Raw genomic sequence first — 17,705 nt, 5'->3', positions numbered from 1 at the left:
CATGACTGCGCTCAAGTACCTGCAAGCCTATCCGTCCACCCTGCAAGATCAGGTCCGCCAGTTGATTGCCAGCAATCGCCTGGGCGATTACCTGCAGCAGCGTTACCCGCAGCGTCATGATGTGCAGAGTGACAAAGCGCTCTACAGCTATGTCCAAGGGCTCAAGCAGGAGTACCTGCGCAATGCGCCGAACCTGGACAAAGTGTTGTTCGATAACCGCCTTGACCTCACCCACCGCGCATTGGGCCTGCACACGGCGGTATCGCGGGTGCAGGGTGGCAAGCTGAAGGCGAAGAAAGAAATCCGCATTGCCTCGTTGTTCAGGGAGGCGGCGCCGCAGTTTTTGAAAATGATCGTCGTGCATGAGCTGGCCCATTTGAAAGAAAGCGAGCACAACAAAGCCTTCTACCAGCTCTGCGAACACATGCAGCCGGGCTACCATCAACTGGAGTTCGACCTGCGTGTTTACCTGACTTACCGCGAGCTGCCCGGCAGCGCGTGAGCCCCAAGGATTTGCCAATGGACGTGAGCAAGACCAAAACCAGTTTCTACCGCCGGCTGTATGTTGCCTGGTTGATCGACAGCCAGACCGCCGCCAGTGTGCCAGCGCTGATGGAGGCGACCGGCATGCCGCGGCGCACGGCTCAGGACACCATCGCTGCCTTGGCCGACCTGGATATTGTCTGTGAGTTCGAGCAGCAGGCGGGAGCGCGTAATCATGCCGGGCATTACCGGATTCACGACTGGGGGGCGATCGACAAGCAGTGGATCATCCAGCATTTGCGCAGTATTCGTGAGGTGCTTGGGTATCCTTGAGGGCCTCATCGCGGGGCAAGCCCGCTCCCACAGAGTTGCTGTGGGAGCGGGCTTGCCCCGCGATGCTTTTAGCCGCGCCGCATGCCGATATGCGGAATGTCGTCCTCAAGATACTCCTCGCCCACCACCACAAAGCCATAGCGCTTGTAGTAGCCCTGCAGGTGCGCTTGTGCCGACAGGTACACCGGCACGCCGGGCCAGTGCTTCTCGGCCTGCTCAAGGGCCTTTTCCATCAGTTCATGGCCCAGTCCCTTACCGCGCGCCGACGCTGCGCTGACTACCCGGCCAATCACCACATCGCCACCCTGGGACTCCGGATCGAGCAGCCGCAAGTAGGCATGCAGCTCGTCGTCCTGCCAGGCCATCAAGTGGTGAGTATCGCCCTCCAGGTCCCGGCCATCGACTTCCTGATAGGCACACTTTTGTTCAACGACGAAGACTTCGGTGCGCAGCCGCAGAATGGCATAGAGTTGTTCCTTGCCAAGGTCGCTGTGATGTTTACAGATCCAGTCGATGGACATAGGTGGTTCTCGAACAGTTGATTGGCTTGATCATCGCAGATGCTATCGGCAAGGACGAGGGCGAAATTGCCATAAGTCAACACAGGGTGTGACGACACTCAAAATGAAGGCCATTTGATATCATTGTTTCTGCCTTGAGGCTTCATCTTTGTGTAACCTGCGCCAACGTGCTGACAGCGGTACCTCTCAAGCAGTTGATATCAACGACGCGTAATGGCGCGTCTACTAAAGGATTTGAGCATGGCTGCACCGCTTCGAGCCTTGGCTTTGCTTGGAATGCTGTTGCTGTTCAACACCGCGCAGGCCGAAAAGCTGCGTCTGGTTGCCGACAGTTGGCCGCCCTTTACTGACGCCGGTATGCCAGGTGGCGGCCTGGCCACAGTGATTGTCACCACCGCCTTGCACCGTGCCGGTTACACCAGCGAATTCGAGCAGGTACCTTGGGCGCGGGCGCTGCTGGGGGTGGAGGAAGGGCGCTACGACGTGTTGATCAACGCCTGGTTCAATGAGAGCCGGACCCGGATCGGGATGTTTTCCAGCGCTTACCTGACCAATCGCATCCGCTTGCTCAAGCGCAAGGGCGATTCGCTCAGGTTCAAGTCCCTGAACGATCTGTACCCTTATCCTGTGGCGGTTGTCAGGGACTATGCCTATTCGCCCGCGTTTGACGCCGATGCACAGCTGCAAAAGATTCCGGTACGCAATTTTTCGGTCGCCGTGCGCATGCTTGCCGCTGGCAGGGTGGGGCTAACCCTGGAGGACGAATACGTCGCCCGTTACTTCCTGCAGCGCGAATCGCGTTCGGTACGTGACAGCGTCGAGTTCATCGACAAGCCGCTCAGCGAAAACACCCTGCATATCCTGGTGAGCCTGAAGGCTCCCGAGCATCAGCAGATCGTTGCCGGTTTCAACCGGGCCATCGGTGAGATGAAGGCCGATGGCAGCTACCAGCGGTTACTCAAACACTACGGATTCTGATCAGGCCGGCGCATCTTTGATCAGGTGTGCAGCCAGGGTGCGCAGCGGGCCCAGTTGACGACAGATCAACGCCAGTTGGGTCTGCACCAGACGCTGGTTTTCTTCCAGTTCTTCGGGCATCTGCTCAAGCGCGATGGCCAGCGCTTCTTCAGCATCGCTGTGGATAGCCACCGGCAACTTGCTGGCCAGGCCTTCGGCAATCTCATCCAGGCTGTTGGCCAGGCTGGCCCCGGCACCATCGATCAACTGCTCGTGAACATCGGCCGGCAGTGTGGTTTCACGATGCGCACCCAAACCTGACAGGTAACTGAGCAAGGTGTGCGAGAGCACCAGAAAGCGAAAGCCGACATCCGCCTCCTTACGAAAATGCCCAGGCTCCATGAGCATGTTGGCCAGGGTGGTCGACAGCGCCGCGTCGGCATTGTGGGCGTTGCGCCGGGCCAGGCGGTAGGCCAGGTCATCGCGCTTGCCCTGGGCGTACTGCTGCATGATCTGGCGCAGGTAGGTGCTGTTGCAGCTCAGGGTGTTGGCCAGCACTTTGTTCAGCCGTCGGCCCTGCCAGTCGGGGAGGAACAGGAACACCGCGAGAATCGCGATCAGGCTACCGACCAGGGTATCGAACAGACGTGGCAGGAACAGCCCGTAGCCATCGCCGACCTGGTTGAAGCAGAACAGCACCATCAGGGTGATCGCCGCAGTGGCCAGGGTATAGCGGGTGGTGCGGTTGACGAAGAACACCACCCCGGCGGCAACGGCGAACAGCGACTGGATGATCGGGCTCGGAAACAGGTCGAACAGCGCCCAGCCCACCGTCAGGCCGATGCCGGTGCCGATGATCCGCTGCACCAGCTTGCGCCGCGTCGCACCGTAGTTGGGCTGGCAGACGAACAGGGTGGTGAGGATGATCCAGTAACCCTGGGTCGGGTGGATCAGGTGGACCATGCCGTAGCCGATCGACAGTGCCAGCGGCAGGCGCAGGGCATGGCGGAACAACAGTGAAGTCGGGGTCAGTTGCTGGCGCAGGCGGTTCCAGACATCCGCCAGGTTGCGCGGCGAACGGTCGAGCAGGCTGCTGTCGCTGGCATCGGCGAGATTGTCGGGGTTGCTGGCATCGCTGAGCAGACGGTCGAGGGTTGCCAGGTTGGCGGCCAGGGCCCGCAGCGAGCGCAGCAGCCCGCGCCAGGCTGGGTTGCTCTGCATGCGCAGGTGTTCCAGGGAGGCATTCAGGTCTTCCAGGGCTTGGGTAAAACCGCTGTCATAGATGAACGGCTGGCGCAGCTGGATCGACTCGGACAACTGCTGGCAGGCCACGCCTTGCTGGCGTAGCAGGCGCTGGCAGCGAAATAGCACGTCGCTGTGGAAGAAGGCTTCGGTCAGGGCGTTGTAGGGGTAATGCGACGAGCTGGCGCGCTCGTGGATATCCTGAGCGAGAAAGTACAGTTTCAGGTAGCGGCTGACCTTCGAGCCCGGCCGGCCATTGCCGACCCGGTGCAGGATGATTTCCTTGGCCGCATTCAGCGCGGCCACCACACGGCCATTCTGCTGCGCCAGTTCCAGGCGCCGGGCTTCCACATCCAGCTGACGGATCGGTTCGAACAGGGTGGCCTTGAGTTTCAGATAGCGTCCCAGTTCACGGAACAGGCGCGCCAGGCTTTGCTGCACCGGCTGGTTGGAGAACAGTGCCTGCCAGAGCACCGAGAGCAGCCCGTACCAGGCGGCGCCCGCTACCAGCAGCAGCGGTTCGTGCCAGAAGTCGCTGACCTCACCGCCGCGCTGGTCCACGCCGATCATGGTGTAGACCGAGAGAATCAGTGTGGCCGAGGCGATGGCGCCATAGCGTTCGCCCAAGGCGCCGAGCATGGTCAGGCCGAAGCTGGCCAGGGCCACGGCGCAGACAAAAATCAGCGGGTAGGGGAACAGCAACTCCACCGACAGTGCGGCAACGGTAAAACACACCAGGGTAACCGCGAGGGCGTTCAGGCGCCCTTGCCAGCTGTCATCGGTCTCGGCCAGGGCGCTGGCGATGATGCCCAGGAACAGCGGGATCAGCAGGCTCATCTCGTCCTGATACCAGCACAGCAACATGCTGCCGGTCAGGGCGATGAGTACGCGGATGGCATAGCTGAATTTGTCCAGAGCCCAGAGACGGCGCAACGATTGGCTGAACGAGGAGGATGACATGTCGGGTAGGCAGGCCTTGGGCGATGATCGAAATTGAGCTGATCAGACAGCAAGCGTGTTACGGCTGTCACCTGACCAGCAAAATTTGTTCCTTGATGCGCTGATTCTACCGCGAAGGTTAGACGAACTGCGCGGCCGCGTACGCCGATGCCCAGGCCCACTGGAAGTTGAAGCCGCCGAGGTGGCCGCTGACGTCGAGTACTTCGCCGATGAAGTACAGGCCGGGGCTTTTCAGCGACTCCATGGTCTTGGACGACACTTCGCGAGTATCGACGCCGCCCAGGGTCACCTCGGCAGTGCGGTAGCCTTCGGTGCCCGCCGGTACCACCTGCCAGGCGCCGAGCTTGTCGCTGACCTGCGCCAGTTCCGCCGGGGTGTACTGTTTCATCGGCTTGGAAACGAACCAGTGCTCGCTGAGCAGGTTGGCCATCTTCTTGGTGAAGACCTCGCCGAGCAGGGTTTTCAGTTCGCTGTTGGGGCGTTCGGCTTGTTGCTGTTGCAGCCAGGTCAAGGCGTCGTGGTCTGGCAGCAGGTTGATCTCGACCGTGTCGCCGGCCTCCCAGAACGAAGAAATCTGCAGGATCGCCGGCCCGCTCAGGCCGCGATGGGTGAACAACAGATTCTCCCGGAAACTGCTGCCGTTGCAGCTGGCGATACAGTCCACGGAGCTACCGGACAGCTCGGTGCAGATGCCCTTGAGCACCGGCTCAGTAATGGTGAACGGCACCAGCGCGGCGCGCGTCGGTAGCAGGCTGTGGCCGAACTGGCGGGCAACCTGATAGCCGAAGCCGGTCGCGCCCAGGGTCGGGATCGACAGGCCGCCGGTGGCGATCACCAGCGACTGGCAGTGGAATTGTCCGGCGCTGGTTTCCAGCAGGTAACCGCCGTCGACCTTCTCGATCTGATCGATGCGGGTGTCCATGCGCAGCTCGGCGCCGGCGTTATCGCATTCGCGCAGGAGCATGTCGAGGATGTCGCTGGATTTGTTATCGCAGAACAGCTGGCCGAGTTTTTTCTCGTGATAGGGCACAGCGTGTTTGCTGACCATCTCGATGAAATCCCACTGGGTGTAGCGGGCCAGGGCCGACTTGCAGAAGTGCGGGTTCTGCGAGAGGAAGTTGGCAGGCTCGGCGTACATGTTGGTGAAGTTGCAGCGGCCACCCCCGGACATCAGGATCTTCTTGCCCGGTTTGTTGGCGTGGTCGAGCAACAGCACCCGGCGGCCGCGACCGGCGGCAGTCAGGGCACACATCAGGCCGGCGGCGCCGGCGCCAATGATGATCACTTCGGTGGAACGCACTGCAAAATCCTCAAATGTTCGGTAGTGAAGCTGTCGCGGGGCAAGCCCGCTCCCACAGATGTCCTGTGGGAGCGGGCTTGCCCCGCGATAAGGCCTGCAAATAACAACTTAGACGATGCGCACCCGCAGCGACCGGCCCTTGATCTTGCCGTTGTTCAGGCGCTGCAGCGCTTGTTTGGCGACCGCGCGTTCCACGGCAACAAAGGCCTGGAAGTCGAAAATGGCGATCTTGCCCACCTGGGTGCCCGGCAATCCGGCGTCGCCGGTCAAGGCACCGAGGATATCGCCCGGGCGCAGTTTGTCTTTGCGCCCGGCAGCAATGCACAGGGTGCTCATGGTCGGCAGCAACGGAGCGCCGTTCTGGGCCTTGAGGCTGTCCAGCTGTTCCCAACGCAGCGCGGCTTTCTGAATGTCTTCGATGGCCTGGGCACGGTGGCCTTCGGCCGGGGCGACCAGGCTGATGGCCAGACCTTTCTCGCCGGCACGGCCGGTACGGCCAACGCGGTGCACATGAATCTCGGCATCGCGAGCCAGTTCGACGTTGATGACCATGTCCAGGGCATCGATGTCCAGACCACGGGCGGCCACGTCGGTTGCCACCAGCACCGACAGGCTGCGGTTGGCGAACAGGGTCAGGACCTGGTCACGGTCGCGCTGCTCGAGGTCGCCATGCAGCGCTTGAGCGGAAATGCCCTTGGCCTGCAGGTGCTCGACCAGCTCCTGGCATTGCTGCTTGGTGAAGCAGAACGCTACGCACGATTGCGGGCGGAAGTGGCCGAGCACTTTGGTGACCGCCTCCATGCGCTGCTCTGGAGTGATTTCGTAGAAATGCTGTTCGATCTGGCTGTCGGCGTGCAGGGTTTCGACCTTGACGGTCTGCGGGTCACGCATGAAGGATGAGGCCAGCTGCTTGATGCCCGACGGGTAGGTCGCCGAGAACAGCAGGGTCTGACGGCGCTTCGGGGTTTGTCCGATGATGTCGGCAATGGCGTCGTAGAAGCCCATGTCGAGCATACGGTCGGCTTCATCGAGAATCAGCGTGTTGAGGCCGTCGAGCACCAGGGTGCCTTTGCTCAGGTGCTGCTGAATGCGGCCCGGGGTGCCGACGATGATATGCGCGCCGTGTTCCAGCGAAGCAATCTGCGGGCCCAGGGACACACCGCCGCACAGGGTCAGGATCTTGATGTTGTCTTCGGCGCGGGCCAGACGACGCAGTTCTTTGGCCACCTGGTCAGCCAGCTCGCGGGTTGGACACAGGACCAGAGCCTGGCAACCGAAGTAACGCGGGTTGATCGGGTTGAGCAGGCCGATGCCGAATGCAGCGGTCTTGCCACTGCCGGTCTTGGCCTGGGCGATCAGGTCCATGCCCTTGAGGATTACCGGCAGGCTCTGGGCCTGGATCGGGGTCATCTGGGCGTAGCCGAGGGCGTCCAGGTTGGCCAGCATGGCGGCGGACAGCGGCAAAGTGGCGAAGGCGGTGGCAATGGTGGTCACGAGGCGGGCCTGCAAAACAAAATGTCGCGCAGTGTACCAGCCTCGACGCCATTAGCCCTAAGGCTCGATCTCCGGTTCCGGACGAGGGGCACGCCTTCCGTCCGTCCTCGACAGCTGCATGAAGATCGCGGCGGCCAGCATGGCCATCAGCCCGATCGTCAGGAAGGTCAGCTGAAACGCGCCCAGTGTGCTCTCGATGCCTTCGGCACTGCCCGACGCCGTGAAGCCGCCGAGCAGTGCACCGGCACACGCCACGCCAAGGCTCAGGGACAGCTGCGCCACCACCGACAGCAGGCTGTTGCCACTGCTGGCGCTGGCGTCGTCGAGGTCGATCAGGGTCACCGTGTTCATCGCCGTGAACTGCATGGAGTTCACCGCGCCGAGCAGACCCAGCTGGAACAGCAGCAGGGCATAGGGCGTTTGTTCGTCCACCAGCCCCAGGCTGGCCAGCAACAGGCCGAGCAACAGGGTGTTGCCGGTGAGGATGGTGCGGTAGCCGAAGCGTTCGATCAGTGGGCGGGCGATGGATTTGGCCAGCATCGCTGCCGCCGCCAGGGGGATCATGCTCATGCCGGCCTGTGCTGGCGAGTAACCCAGGGCTACCTGCAACAGCAACGGCACCAGGAACGGCAGGGCGCCACTGCCCAGACGGGCGAACAGGTTGCCGAGGATGCCGACGGAGAAGGTCCGGGTGCGAAACAGCCTGGGCGAAAACAGCGGATTGTCGACGCTGCCTGCGCGCAGCCAGTAAGCCGCCAGGCACGCCATACCGGCGAACAGCAGCAACATCACCCGCAGGTGTGGCAGGTGCAGTTCGCCCAGGCCTTCCATGGCAATGGTGATCAGCACCATGGCCGCACCGAACAGCACAAAGCCGACGCCGTCGAAGCGCGTGCGCTCGCTGCCACGCAGGTCGGGGATGAAGCGCCATACGGCGTAACAGCCGATGACACCGACCGGCAGGTTGAGCAGGAAGATCCAGTGCCAGCTGAGGATTTCCACCAGCCAGCCGCCCATGGTCGGGCCCAGCAGCGGACCGAGCAGACCGGGGATGGTGATGAAGCTCATGATCCGCACCAGTTCCGAGCGCGGGTAGGCGCGCAGCACCACCAGCCTTCCGACCGGCAGCATCAAGGCGCCGCCCAGGCCTTGGACCACCCGCGCCGCTACCAGCATGCTCAGGCTTTCGGCCAGGGCGCAGAGCAGCGAGCCGAAACTGAACAGCAAAATGGCGCCGAAGAAGATCCGTTTGGTGCCGAAGCGGTCGGCGATCCAGCCCGAGGCAGGGATCAGCAGGGCTACGGTGAGCATGTAGGCGATGATCACCGACTGCATGCGCAGCGGGTCTTCGGCCAGGTCCCGGGCCATGGCCGGCAGGGCGGTGTTGAGGATGGTGCCGTCCAGCGACTGCATGAAGAAGGCGATGGCTACGACCCAGGGGATCCAGCGGGCGGTGACAGGGTCCAGCGGGGCGCGGTTGGGCATGGCTTTTTGTCTAATCCTTCAGGGCGCTATCGCGGGGCAAGCCCGCTCCCACAGTCTCAACCCCGGTGGGAGCGGGCTTGCCCCGCGATAGGCTAATCACAATGTCAACGTCAGGCGTTTAACCAAAGCCCCCGGCAAATGGCTCGAACTGGTCTGCCTTTGGCCGTAAGTACTGGTCGACAGAATCAGCTCGCGCTCTGCGGTCAGAGCCTCCAGTTGTGAACCCAACAAACTGTAGACGCTGTCATCAAAGCGCATGGTGCTGACCGGTGCCTGGATCTGTCCGTCCTCGACCCAGAAGGTGGCGAAGCGGGTCAGGCCGGTCATGCGCGCGGCCGGCAGGTCCGAGAAGTTCAGGTACCAGAGGTTGCTGATGTACAGGCCAGTGCCCAGGCGGCTTAGGATTTCGCGCTGTTCGAGGTCGCCAGCGGCCATGCTCAGGGCGCAAGGTGACTCATGCCCGTCGGCACCGTTGGCCGCCAACTCGAACTCGGCGGCGCTGCGGGCGCAGATCAGGCGGTCCAGACCCTGGCCTTGCTCGATCAGGCGCAGGTCGCTGCGCGGCGTGCCTTCATCGGAGAAGGCCGGGCTGAGCGAGCCGCTGACCTGCTCGGCAATGCTGACCAGCGGATTCAGGCGCGCATCACCGGCGTACAGGCGTTGCAACGGACTGTTCTTGGTCGCCAGCGACTGCGCGGAAAACCCGCCCCAGCAGAGCATGCCCATGATTTCATCGATTGCCGCCGGGGCCAGGTAGGCGCGGTACTCGCCGGGTGCCAGGGTCTTGAGCGGGCGGCCGAGGTATTCCAGCTGTTCGCGCGCCTGGCGCAGGCGCAGGGCAAAGGCGTCGCTGTTCCACTGCTGCCCGGCATAGTTGGCTTTGACCGCCTGGCCGTTGCTGTGGAACAAGCTCCAGTCAAAGTTGAAGCTGTTGGCCTGGTGCCAGCCAAACGCGCCGAACGAACTGGCAAAGCCTCGGCAGATCGGGCCTGCGGCATAGATGCCAACCAGATCCAGTTCGCCGGCACCCAGCTCGATCTGTGCCAGCACCTGTTCTATCTCAGGCAGCGTCTGATCTTGCACGCTGTGGCTTTGCCAGGCGCTGTCGTTGAGCTGCAGGTAAGGGTCGGCTTCAAGCAATGGCAAGGTCTGACGCAGTTGCCCGATAGCCTCGGCCAGGCGCTGCTGATCGACATCGGCGTCGTTGCCGAGGGTGAATTGCAGCTCAGCCTGGCGCCCATCCTTGACCAGCTTGAGGACGCAGCTGGCCTGCTGCACCTCGCCGGCCTGGCGCACTTTGGCATGGTTGAAGCGAATGAACTGCGAGTGTTCGGCGCTGTAGCTGAGGGTGAAGTGTTCGGGCGCGCGAACCTGCTCTTGCAGGCTGGCGACCAGGCTCTGGAAGCTTTGCAGTGGGGTGGCAGCCATCAGGCGTCTCCTCCGAATACGTCGATCTGGCTGAATACGCAGGCAGGTGAGGCATGCCCGACCCGCACCACCTGGTTCGGCTCGCCCTTGCCGCAGTTCGGCGTGCCGAGAACCTGCAAGGTGCTGGCGTCGCCAACCGCGCTGAGGTTGCCCCAGAACTGTGCGGAAATCCCTCGGTAGTTGGGGTTCTTGACCACGCCCTTGAGCTCGCCGTTTTCGATCAACTGGCCCCACTCGCAGCCGAACTGGAATTTGTTGCGTGCATCATCGATGGACCAGGAGCGGTTGGTGCGCATCAGGATGCCGTGTTCGATATTGCCGATCAGTTGCTCGAGGCGTTGGTCGCCTGGCTCGATGTTGAGATTGGCCATGCGATCGATAGGCGCCCGGTTCCAGCCACACGCGCGGCTGTTGGCGACACCGTCCAGGCCCGAACGGAACTGCGACAGGGCCCCGCCCAGCGGACGCAGGAGCAAGCCGTCGCGGATCAGGAACTGCTTGCTGGCGGCACTGCCGTCGTCGTCATGGCTGTAGCTGGCCAGTTCTTCGCCGATGGTCGGGTCGAACGTCACGTTGAGCAGTTTCGAGCCGTATTGCAGGGTGCCGAAGTCGCTGGCTTTGACGAAGCTGGTGCCGGCGTAGTTGCGCTCGTCGCCAAGGATGCGGTCCATTTCCAGCGGGTGACCGATGGACTCATGGATCTGCAGCATCATCTGGTCCGGCATCAACAGCAGATCGCGCACGCCGCTCGGGGTATTGGGCGCCAGCAGCAGTTGCAGCGCCTGGTCGGCGACCTTGACGCCAGCGCCAACCAGGCCGCAGCGTTCGATTACATCCAGGCCGCCCTGCTGGCCGAAGTTCTCCCGGCCCAGGGTGCGGCTCTGGCTGTCCTGACCATCGAAAGCGGTGACCGCGAAGCCTGGGTAGATAAAGCGTTGGGCCTGGCGCAGTTCGGCACCGGCGGTGTTCAGGTAAATCTGTTCGACATTGCTGATGCCAAGGCTGGCCTGCCAGTTCACCAGGCGGCTGTCGGCGGGCACGCTGTTCGACTCACCAGCGAGCAGGTCATAGCAGTCGGCCAGGGACGGCAAGGGCTGTTCGAGGTTTGGCGAGCGATAATCGCTGCGCTGCGTGGCTACCGGCTGCTCGCTGAGGTCAAGCAGTGCACGTGCGCCAATCTGCGCGGCGAGTCGCTCGGCCTGTTCCAGGGCGCGTTGCAGGCCGGACTGGGACAGGTCGGCAGTGGCGGCGTAGGCTTCCACGCCCTTGAGCCGGACCGTCAGCATGGCCCCTTCATCGCGGAAAAAGAACGGCGGCTCGGCAACGTTTTTGCGCACTGACAGTTGCTGCTGGGACTGCTGCACATAGCGCAGGGAAAAAAACTCGGCACCGCTGCGCAGGGCGGCAAAGCGCTGGCGCAGCAATGCAGTCATCTCGAACATGCAAGAAACCTCCGTGTGTACGGTGGTTCCCCCTCAGAACCACTCGTCGCGCATGCTCAGGCAGGTATCGTCACGGGCCTCGAGCAATGCCAGCTCATTATGGCAGCCCGGCACTTCCCAGGTCAGGAAATAACGCGCGGCCTGCAATTTGCCCTGATAGAAGTCGTGGTCGGCCGGATTGCCTTGAGCCAACCCATGTTCGGCACGGATTGCCTGCTCCAGCCAGCGCCAGCCGATCACGCAATGACCAAAGGCTTTGAGGTACAGGGCAGAGTTGGCCAGGGCGCTGTTGACTTGGCCTTGAGCCAGGTCGCCGAGCAGGCCAAGCGTCACGCTCTGCAGGCGAATCTGCAGTTGCTCCAGCGGCGTGCGCACATGATCAAGGCTGGAAAATTCGCGTGCCCGCTCGCAGGTCCCAGCTATCAGACGCACCAGTTGCTTGAGCCCGGCGCCACCGTTCTGCGCCAGCTTGCGGCCGAGCAGGTCGAGCGACTGGATGCCGTGGGTGCCTTCGTGAATCGGGTTCAGGCGGTTGTCACGGTAGTACTGTTCGACCGGGTATTCGCGGGTATAACCGTGGCCACCGAGAATCTGGATCGCCAGTTCGTTGGCCTTGAGGCAGAACTCCGAGGGCCAGGATTTGACGATCGGGGTCAGCAGGTCGAGCAGTTCATGAGCTTGCTGACGCTGCACCTCGGTTTCGCCGCTCTGGGTTTCATCGAACAGCCGTGCGGTGTACAGACCGAGGTCGAAGGCGCCTTCGACGTAGGCCTTTTGGGTCAGCAGCATACGCTTCACATCGGTATGGCTGATGATCGGCACCGCAGCGGTGGTCGGGTCCTTGTTATCGACCAGGCGTCCTTGCGGACGCTGGCGCGCGTACTCGAGCGAGTACAGGTAGCCCGCGTAACCGAGCATTACCGCGCCCATGCCGACGCCGATGCGCGCTTCGTTCATCATCTGGAACATGTAGGCCAGACCCTGGTGCGGCTTGCCCACCAAGTAGCCGACACACTGTCCGTTGTCGCCGAAATTCAGTGCTGTCGAGGTGGTGCCGCGCCAGCCCATCTTGTGGAACAACCCGGCCAGCAGCACATCGTTGCGTGGGCCCAGACTGCCATCGGCGTTGACCAGGAACTTGGGCACGATGAACAGCGAAATGCCTTTCACCCCGGGCGGCGCGTCCGGCAGCTTGGCCAGGACCATGTGCACGATGTTTTCCGACAAGGGGTGGTCGCCGCCAGAGATAAAGATCTTGTTGCCGCGCAGCCGGTAACTGCCGTCGCTGGCCGGTTCTGCGCGGGTGCGGATATCGGCCAGGGATGAACCTGCGTGAGGTTCGGTCAAGGCCATGGTGCCGAAGAAGCGGCCTTCGATCATCGGCTGCAGGAACAGGCGTTTCTGCTCATCGCTGCCAAAGCTTTCGATCAGGTTGGCGGCGCCCATGGTCAGGAACGGATAAGCCGTGGTGCCGGCGTTGGCCGCCTGGAAATGGGCAAAACAGGCTTGCGAAAGCAGCGTCGGCAACTGCATGCCGCCGGCCTCGAAGTCGCGGGTGGCGTTGAGGAAACCGGCTTCGAGGAAGGCATCGACCGCGGGTTTGACCTCGGGGATCAGCAGCGCTTCGCCATTCTCGTAACGCGGCTCGTGTTCGTCGCCCTTGCGGTTGTGTGGCGCAAAATACTTCTCGGCAATGGTCCGCGCCGTGTTCAGCGCAGCGTCGAAGGTTTCGCGGTTGTGTTCAGCAAAGCGTGGGCGTTGGGTGAGGGCCTCGGCGTCGAGCATTTCGTAGAGTTCGAAGGCCAGGTTGCGGGCGCTGAGCAGGGTCTCGGACATGTCGGCATTCCTGTCTGGGGATGCGCCGAGTCTAGGCAGGGGTGCAGGCACTGCACAGTGAAATAGATGTGGGTGATAGGAGGGTAGAACCAGCTTCGGAAGAAACCACAGCCTGAAAGCATCGCGGGGCAAGCCCGCTCCCACCGGCGTATCACAAACCGGTGGGAGCGGGTTTGCCCCGCGATTGAGTGATGCCTATCAGCCGATAGTCATCAAGCTCGCGTTACCACCTGCAGCAGCAGTGTTAACGCTCAACGCCCGTTCGATCACCAGACGCTCCAGGGCAATCGAGGTTTCGCCCGACGACAGGCCATGGACGCCGACGATGGCACCGGCACGCTTGGCCACTTGCTCGCAGACCGCGCGCAACTGGTCGGAATGGCCGTGGTGCAGGACGGCATCGAACACCACCTCATCCTTGGTCCAGTCACCGACCAGCTTGATGCGCGCCTGTACGTCTTTCGGCAGGCGGTTGCGCAGGGTCTTGGTCAGTTCGCCTTCCGGCCACACCGCCGAGCTGCCCACGGCCAGAACCGCAGCCAGTTGGGTCAGCAGGTCGGCCTCGACTTCAGCCAGGCACAGCACATGCTCACGCGGCAGGATGGTGTAGCTGTTGCGCTCACCGGTCGGGCCCGCCAGCAGGCGGCTGATACCGCTCTGCGACTGCTTGGCGAACTGTTCGCAGAGGCTGCCCAGCTCGTTCAGCTGGTTGCTTGCCGCCCAGGCTTTAAGCGCTTGCAGTGGCTTGCTCAACTCGTCGCGCAGGCGGGTGTCCGGGGTGTTGCCGGCGTCGGTGCGCTGGAACGATTGCTCGATCGCATCGGCCGGACGGGTCGACAGCAGGCGGTACAGGTACAGCGGGCCACCGGCTTTCGGACCGGTACCGGACAGGCCTTCACCACCGAACGGCTGAACGCCGACCACGGCACCGACGATGTTGCGGTTGACGTAGACGTTACCGGCGTTGACGGTGTCGATGACCTTGGCGATGGTTTCGTCGATCCGGGTGTGAACACCCAGGGTCAGGCCGTAACCGGAAGCGTTGATCTGCTCGATCAGCTGGTCGAGGTTTTTGCGGTTGTAGCGCACCACGTGCAGGACCGGGCCGAAGATCTCGCGTTGCAGCTCGTCGAAGCTTTCCAGCTCGATCAGGGTCGGCATGACGAAGGTGCCGCGCTTGACCTCTTCGCCATTGGCGATGGCAACCTGGTACACCGAGCGGCCTTTGTCGCGCATGCCCTGGATGTGTTTCTCGATACCGGCCTTGGCTTCGGCGTCGATTACCGGGCCAATGTCCACGTTCAGACGCTCAGGGTTGCCCAGGCGGCTTTCGGCCATGGCGCCCTTGAGCATCTCGATCACGCGGTCGGCCGAGTCTTCCTGCAGGCACAGCACGCGCAGTGCCGAGCAGCGCTGACCGGCGCTGTCGAAAGCCGAGGAGACGACGTCGATGACGACTTGTTCGGTGAGCGCCGAGGAGTCGACGATCATCGCGTTCTGGCCACCGGTTTCGGCGATCAGCGGGATCGGACGGCCCTGGGCATCCAGGCGGCCGGCGATGTTGCGTTGCAGCAGGCGGGCGACTTCGGTGGAGCCGGTGAACATCACGCCTTTGACCCGATCGTCACCGACCAGGCGCGCACCGACGGTTTCACCGCGACCTGGCAGCAGCTGCACCACGCCTTCAGGGATACCGGCTTCGAGCAGCAGGCGCACGGCTTGAGCGGCGACCAGCGGGGTTTGTTCGGCAGGCTTGGCGAGTACCGGGTTACCGGCGGCCAGGGCCGCGGCGACCTGGCCGCTGAAGATTGCCAGCGGGAAGTTCCACGGGCTGATGCAGACCACCGGGCCCAACGGGCGGTGGGCATCGTTGCTGAAGTCGTTACGGGCCTGCACGGCGTAGTAGCGCAGGAAGTCGACCGCTTCACGGACTTCGGCGATGGCGTTGGCGAAGGTCTTGCCGGCTTCACGGGCGAGCAGGCCCATCAGCGGCTGGATCTCGGCTTCCATCAGGTCGGCGGCACGCTCGAGGATCGCAGCACGCTCGGCGGGCGGCGTGGCCTGCCAGATCGGTGCGGCCTTGAGGGCGCACTGGATGGCATTGTCGACGTCGGCAACCGTGGCTTCCTGGACATGACCGACCACGTCACGGTGATCGGACGGGTTCAGCACCGGCGCCGCGGCTTCATTGCTGGAGGCGCAGCCAAGCATCGGTGCGGCTTTCCAGTCGTTGTGTGCGGTGGCCAGCAGGGCGCAGGACAGCGACGCCAGGCGATGCTCGTTGGCCATGTCGATACCGGCGGAGTTGGCCCGCTCGGCACCGTACAGGTCACGCGGCAATGGAATGCGTGGATGCGGCAGGCCGGTGTTGCCTTCCTGGGTAGCCATCTGCTCGATGGTGGCAACCGGGTCGGCAACCAGTTCCTGGATCGAGATCGACTGGTCGGCAATACGGTTGACGAACGAGGTGTTGGCGCCGTTTTCCAGCAGGCGGCGAACCAGGTAGGCCAGCAGGGTTTCGTGGGTACCGACCGGCGCGTACACGCGGCACGGACGGTTCAGCTTGCCATCGGCAACCTTGCCGACAACCTGTTCGTACAGCGGTTCACCCATGCCGTGCAGGCACTGGAACTCGTACTGACCCGGGTAGTAGTTCTGACCGGCGATATGGTAGATGGCCGACAGGGTGTGGGCGTTGTGTGTGGCGAACTGCGGGTAGATGACTTCCGGTACCGACAGCAGCTTGCGTGCGCAGGCAATGTAGGAGACGTCGGTGTACACCTTGCGGGTGTAGACCGGGTAGCCTTCCAGGCCTTCAACCTGGGCGCGCTTGATCTCGCTGTCCCAGTAGGCGCCCTTCACCAGACGGATCATCAGGCGATGGCGGCTGCGGCGGGCCAGGTCGATGACGTAGTCGATCACGTACGGGCAGCGTTTCTGGTAAGCCTGGATCACGAAGCCGATACCGTTCCAGCCGGTCAGCTGCGGTTCGAAGCACAGGCGTTCGAGCAGGTCTAGCGACAGCTCCAGGCGGTCGGCTTCCTCGGCGTCGATGTTCAGGCCGATGTCGTATTGCTTGGCCAGCAGGGTCAGCGATAGCAGACGCGGGTACAACTCGTCCATCACGCGCTCGTACTGGGCGCGGCTGTAGCGCGGGTGCAGGGCCGAGAGCTTGATCGAGATGCCCGGGCCTTCGTAGATGCCACGGCCGTGGGAGGCTTTACCGATCGAGTGGATCGCCTGCTCGTAGGAGGCCAGGTATTTCTGTGCGTCGTGCTCGGTCAGTGCGGCTTCGCCGAGCATGTCGTAGGAGTAGCGGAAGCCCTTGGCTTCGAACTTGCTGGCGTTGGCCAGGGCTTCGGCGATGGTCTCACCGGTGACGAACTGCTCGCCCATCAGGCGCATGGCCATGTCGACGCCCTTGCGGATCATCGGCTCGCCGCTCTTGCCGATGATGCGGCTGAGCGAGGAGGTGAGGCCGGATTCGTTGTGGGTCGAGACCAGTTTGCCGGTCAGCAGCAGGCCCCAGGTGGCGGCGTTGACGAACAGCGACGGGCTGTTGCCCAGGTGTGGCTGCCAGTTGCCGGTGCTGATCTTGTCGCGGATCAGGGCATCACGGGTGCCTTTGTCCGGGATACGCAGCAAGGCTTCGGCCAGGCACATCAGGGCCACGCCTTCCTGCGACGACAGGGAAAATTCCTGCAGCAGGCCCTGGACGATACCGGCACGGCCGCCAGCGCTCTTCTGGTTACGCAGTTTTTCGGCGATGCCGGCGGCCAGCTTGTTGGTGGCCTCGGCCATGGCCGCAGGCAGGCGAGCCTGCTCCAGCAGCATTGGCACCACTTCCGGCTCAGGACGGCGATAGGCGGCAGTGATGGCCGAGCGCAGTACAGATTGTGGGAGGATACTTTCGGCAAATTCGAGGAAGCACTGGTGGCTGTGATCGCCCAGGATTTCGCCGGCTTCATCGCCATTGATAATCGACTGACCGTTGAGTTCGGTCAGGGTGGCACCACCCTCGAGCTTCTCCAGGTAATTGAAGATCGCTTGCTTGATCAACCAGTGCGGTGTGCGGTCAATGGACTGCGCAGCTGCTTTGAGTCGCTCACGGGTTGGGTCGTCAAGTTTGACCCCAAGGGTGGTCGTCGCCATTTCTTATCCTCATTATTGCCACAGGGCTGTGGCTTAAGCTGGCGCCAAGATTAGCTGTGCGCGATTTCGGGT

12 protein-coding genes are annotated in these 17,705 nt (G+C 62.8%); 3 read left to right on the top strand and 9 right to left on the bottom strand.

The genetic code is table 11. The annotated features are described in order from the left end of the window. Position 1: 1 nt before the first annotated feature. Both ACVI9W_RS10140 and ACVI9W_RS10135 read left to right on the top strand, forming a co-directional pair. Complete coding sequence (locus tag ACVI9W_RS10140) at positions 2 to 502, top strand: YgjP-like metallopeptidase domain-containing protein (protein WP_038615312.1); 501 nt, start codon at positions 2 to 4, stop codon at positions 500 to 502. Positions 503 to 519: 17 nt separating this feature from the next. Then, positions 520 to 816, top strand: a complete 297-nt coding sequence (locus tag ACVI9W_RS10135; protein ID WP_038615310.1) for a winged helix-turn-helix domain-containing protein — start codon at positions 520 to 522, stop codon at positions 814 to 816. Positions 817 to 884: 68 nt separating this feature from the next. On the opposite strand, the gene ACVI9W_RS10130 is transcribed toward ACVI9W_RS10135, so the two are convergent. Next, positions 885 to 1,337 (bottom strand): GNAT family N-acetyltransferase, encoded by a 453-nt coding sequence (locus ACVI9W_RS10130; RefSeq protein WP_461529922.1) that lies wholly within the window; start codon positions 1,335 to 1,337, stop codon positions 885 to 887. A gap of 240 nt (positions 1,338 to 1,577) precedes the next feature. Here ACVI9W_RS10130 and ACVI9W_RS10125 point away from each other — a divergent pair, with 240 nt between their 5' ends. Further along, the gene (locus ACVI9W_RS10125; protein WP_461529921.1) at positions 1,578 to 2,315 is read left to right on the top strand and encodes a substrate-binding periplasmic protein; all 738 of its coding nucleotides are present in this window, start codon (positions 1,578 to 1,580) and stop codon (positions 2,313 to 2,315) included. On the opposite strand, the gene yccS is transcribed toward ACVI9W_RS10125, so the two are convergent. The 8 genes from yccS to putA all read right to left on the bottom strand — a co-directional run bounded on the left by yccS (position 2,316) and on the right by putA (position 17,633). Next, positions 2,316 to 4,496, bottom strand: coding sequence for a YccS family putative transporter (yccS, locus tag ACVI9W_RS10120; RefSeq protein WP_461529920.1), 2,181 nt, complete (start codon positions 4,494 to 4,496; stop codon positions 2,316 to 2,318). Between the two features lie 118 nt (positions 4,497 to 4,614). After that, positions 4,615 to 5,796, bottom strand: a complete 1,182-nt coding sequence (locus ACVI9W_RS10115; RefSeq protein WP_461529919.1) for a BaiN/RdsA family NAD(P)/FAD-dependent oxidoreductase — start codon at positions 5,794 to 5,796, stop codon at positions 4,615 to 4,617. Between the two features lie 108 nt (positions 5,797 to 5,904). Continuing rightward, positions 5,905 to 7,242: an ATP-dependent RNA helicase DbpA gene (gene dbpA / locus ACVI9W_RS10110; RefSeq protein WP_262405456.1), complete on the bottom strand. Its 1,338-nt coding sequence runs from the start codon at positions 7,240 to 7,242 to the stop codon at positions 5,905 to 5,907. A 105-nt stretch (positions 7,243 to 7,347) separates the two neighbouring features. Then, the gene (mdtD, locus tag ACVI9W_RS10105) at positions 7,348 to 8,775 is read right to left on the bottom strand and encodes a multidrug transporter subunit MdtD (protein WP_038615300.1); all 1,428 of its coding nucleotides are present in this window, start codon (positions 8,773 to 8,775) and stop codon (positions 7,348 to 7,350) included. Positions 8,776 to 8,871: 96 nt separating this feature from the next. Then, positions 8,872 to 10,203 carry a TldD/PmbA family protein gene (locus ACVI9W_RS10100; RefSeq protein WP_461529918.1) on the bottom strand — a complete coding sequence of 444 codons (1,332 nt, stop codon included), beginning with the start codon at positions 10,201 to 10,203 and terminating at the stop codon, positions 8,872 to 8,874. Continuing rightward, positions 10,203 to 11,645: a TldD/PmbA family protein gene (locus tag ACVI9W_RS10095; protein ID WP_461529917.1), complete on the bottom strand. Its 1,443-nt coding sequence runs from the start codon at positions 11,643 to 11,645 to the stop codon at positions 10,203 to 10,205. Before ACVI9W_RS10095 ends, ACVI9W_RS10100 begins: the two co-directional genes overlap by 1 nt. Positions 11,646 to 11,678: 33 nt before the next feature. Then, on the bottom strand, positions 11,679 to 13,481 hold the full coding sequence (locus tag ACVI9W_RS10090; RefSeq protein WP_461529916.1) for an acyl-CoA dehydrogenase: 1,803 nt from the start codon (positions 13,479 to 13,481) through the stop codon (positions 11,679 to 11,681). Between the two features lie 198 nt (positions 13,482 to 13,679). Next, positions 13,680 to 17,633, bottom strand: a complete 3,954-nt coding sequence (putA, locus tag ACVI9W_RS10085; protein ID WP_461529915.1) for a trifunctional transcriptional regulator/proline dehydrogenase/L-glutamate gamma-semialdehyde dehydrogenase — start codon at positions 17,631 to 17,633, stop codon at positions 13,680 to 13,682. Between the last annotated feature and the right edge of the window lie 72 nt (positions 17,634 to 17,705).

Source organism: Pseudomonas sp. 210_17 TE3656, assembly GCF_054821965.1.
The sequence above is the reverse complement of the archived record's forward strand: the minus strand, read 5'-3'. Positions and strand labels throughout refer to the sequence as shown.

Coding starts and splice junctions, on each gene's coding strand:
- ACVI9W_RS10140 (WP_038615312.1), top strand. CDS start 2: ATGACTGCGCTCAAGTACCTGCAAGCCTATCCGTCCACCCTGCAAGAT.
- ACVI9W_RS10135 (WP_038615310.1), top strand. CDS start 520: ATGGACGTGAGCAAGACCAAAACCAGTTTCTACCGCCGGCTGTATGTT.
- ACVI9W_RS10130 (WP_461529922.1), bottom strand. CDS start 1,337: ATGTCCATCGACTGGATCTGTAAACATCACAGCGACCTTGGCAAGGAA.
- ACVI9W_RS10125 (WP_461529921.1), top strand. CDS start 1,578: ATGGCTGCACCGCTTCGAGCCTTGGCTTTGCTTGGAATGCTGTTGCTG.
- yccS (WP_461529920.1), bottom strand. CDS start 4,496: ATGTCATCCTCCTCGTTCAGCCAATCGTTGCGCCGTCTCTGGGCTCTG.
- dbpA (WP_262405456.1), bottom strand. CDS start 7,242: ATGCTGGCCAACCTGGACGCCCTCGGCTACGCCCAGATGACCCCGATC.
- mdtD (WP_038615300.1), bottom strand. CDS start 8,775: ATGCCCAACCGCGCCCCGCTGGACCCTGTCACCGCCCGCTGGATCCCC.
- ACVI9W_RS10100 (WP_461529918.1), bottom strand. CDS start 10,203: ATGGCTGCCACCCCACTGCAAAGCTTCCAGAGCCTGGTCGCCAGCCTG.
- ACVI9W_RS10095 (WP_461529917.1), bottom strand. CDS start 11,645: ATGTTCGAGATGACTGCATTGCTGCGCCAGCGCTTTGCCGCCCTGCGC.
- ACVI9W_RS10090 (WP_461529916.1), bottom strand. CDS start 13,481: ATGTCCGAGACCCTGCTCAGCGCCCGCAACCTGGCCTTCGAACTCTAC.
- putA (WP_461529915.1), bottom strand. CDS start 17,633: ATGGCGACGACCACCCTTGGGGTCAAACTTGACGACCCAACCCGTGAG.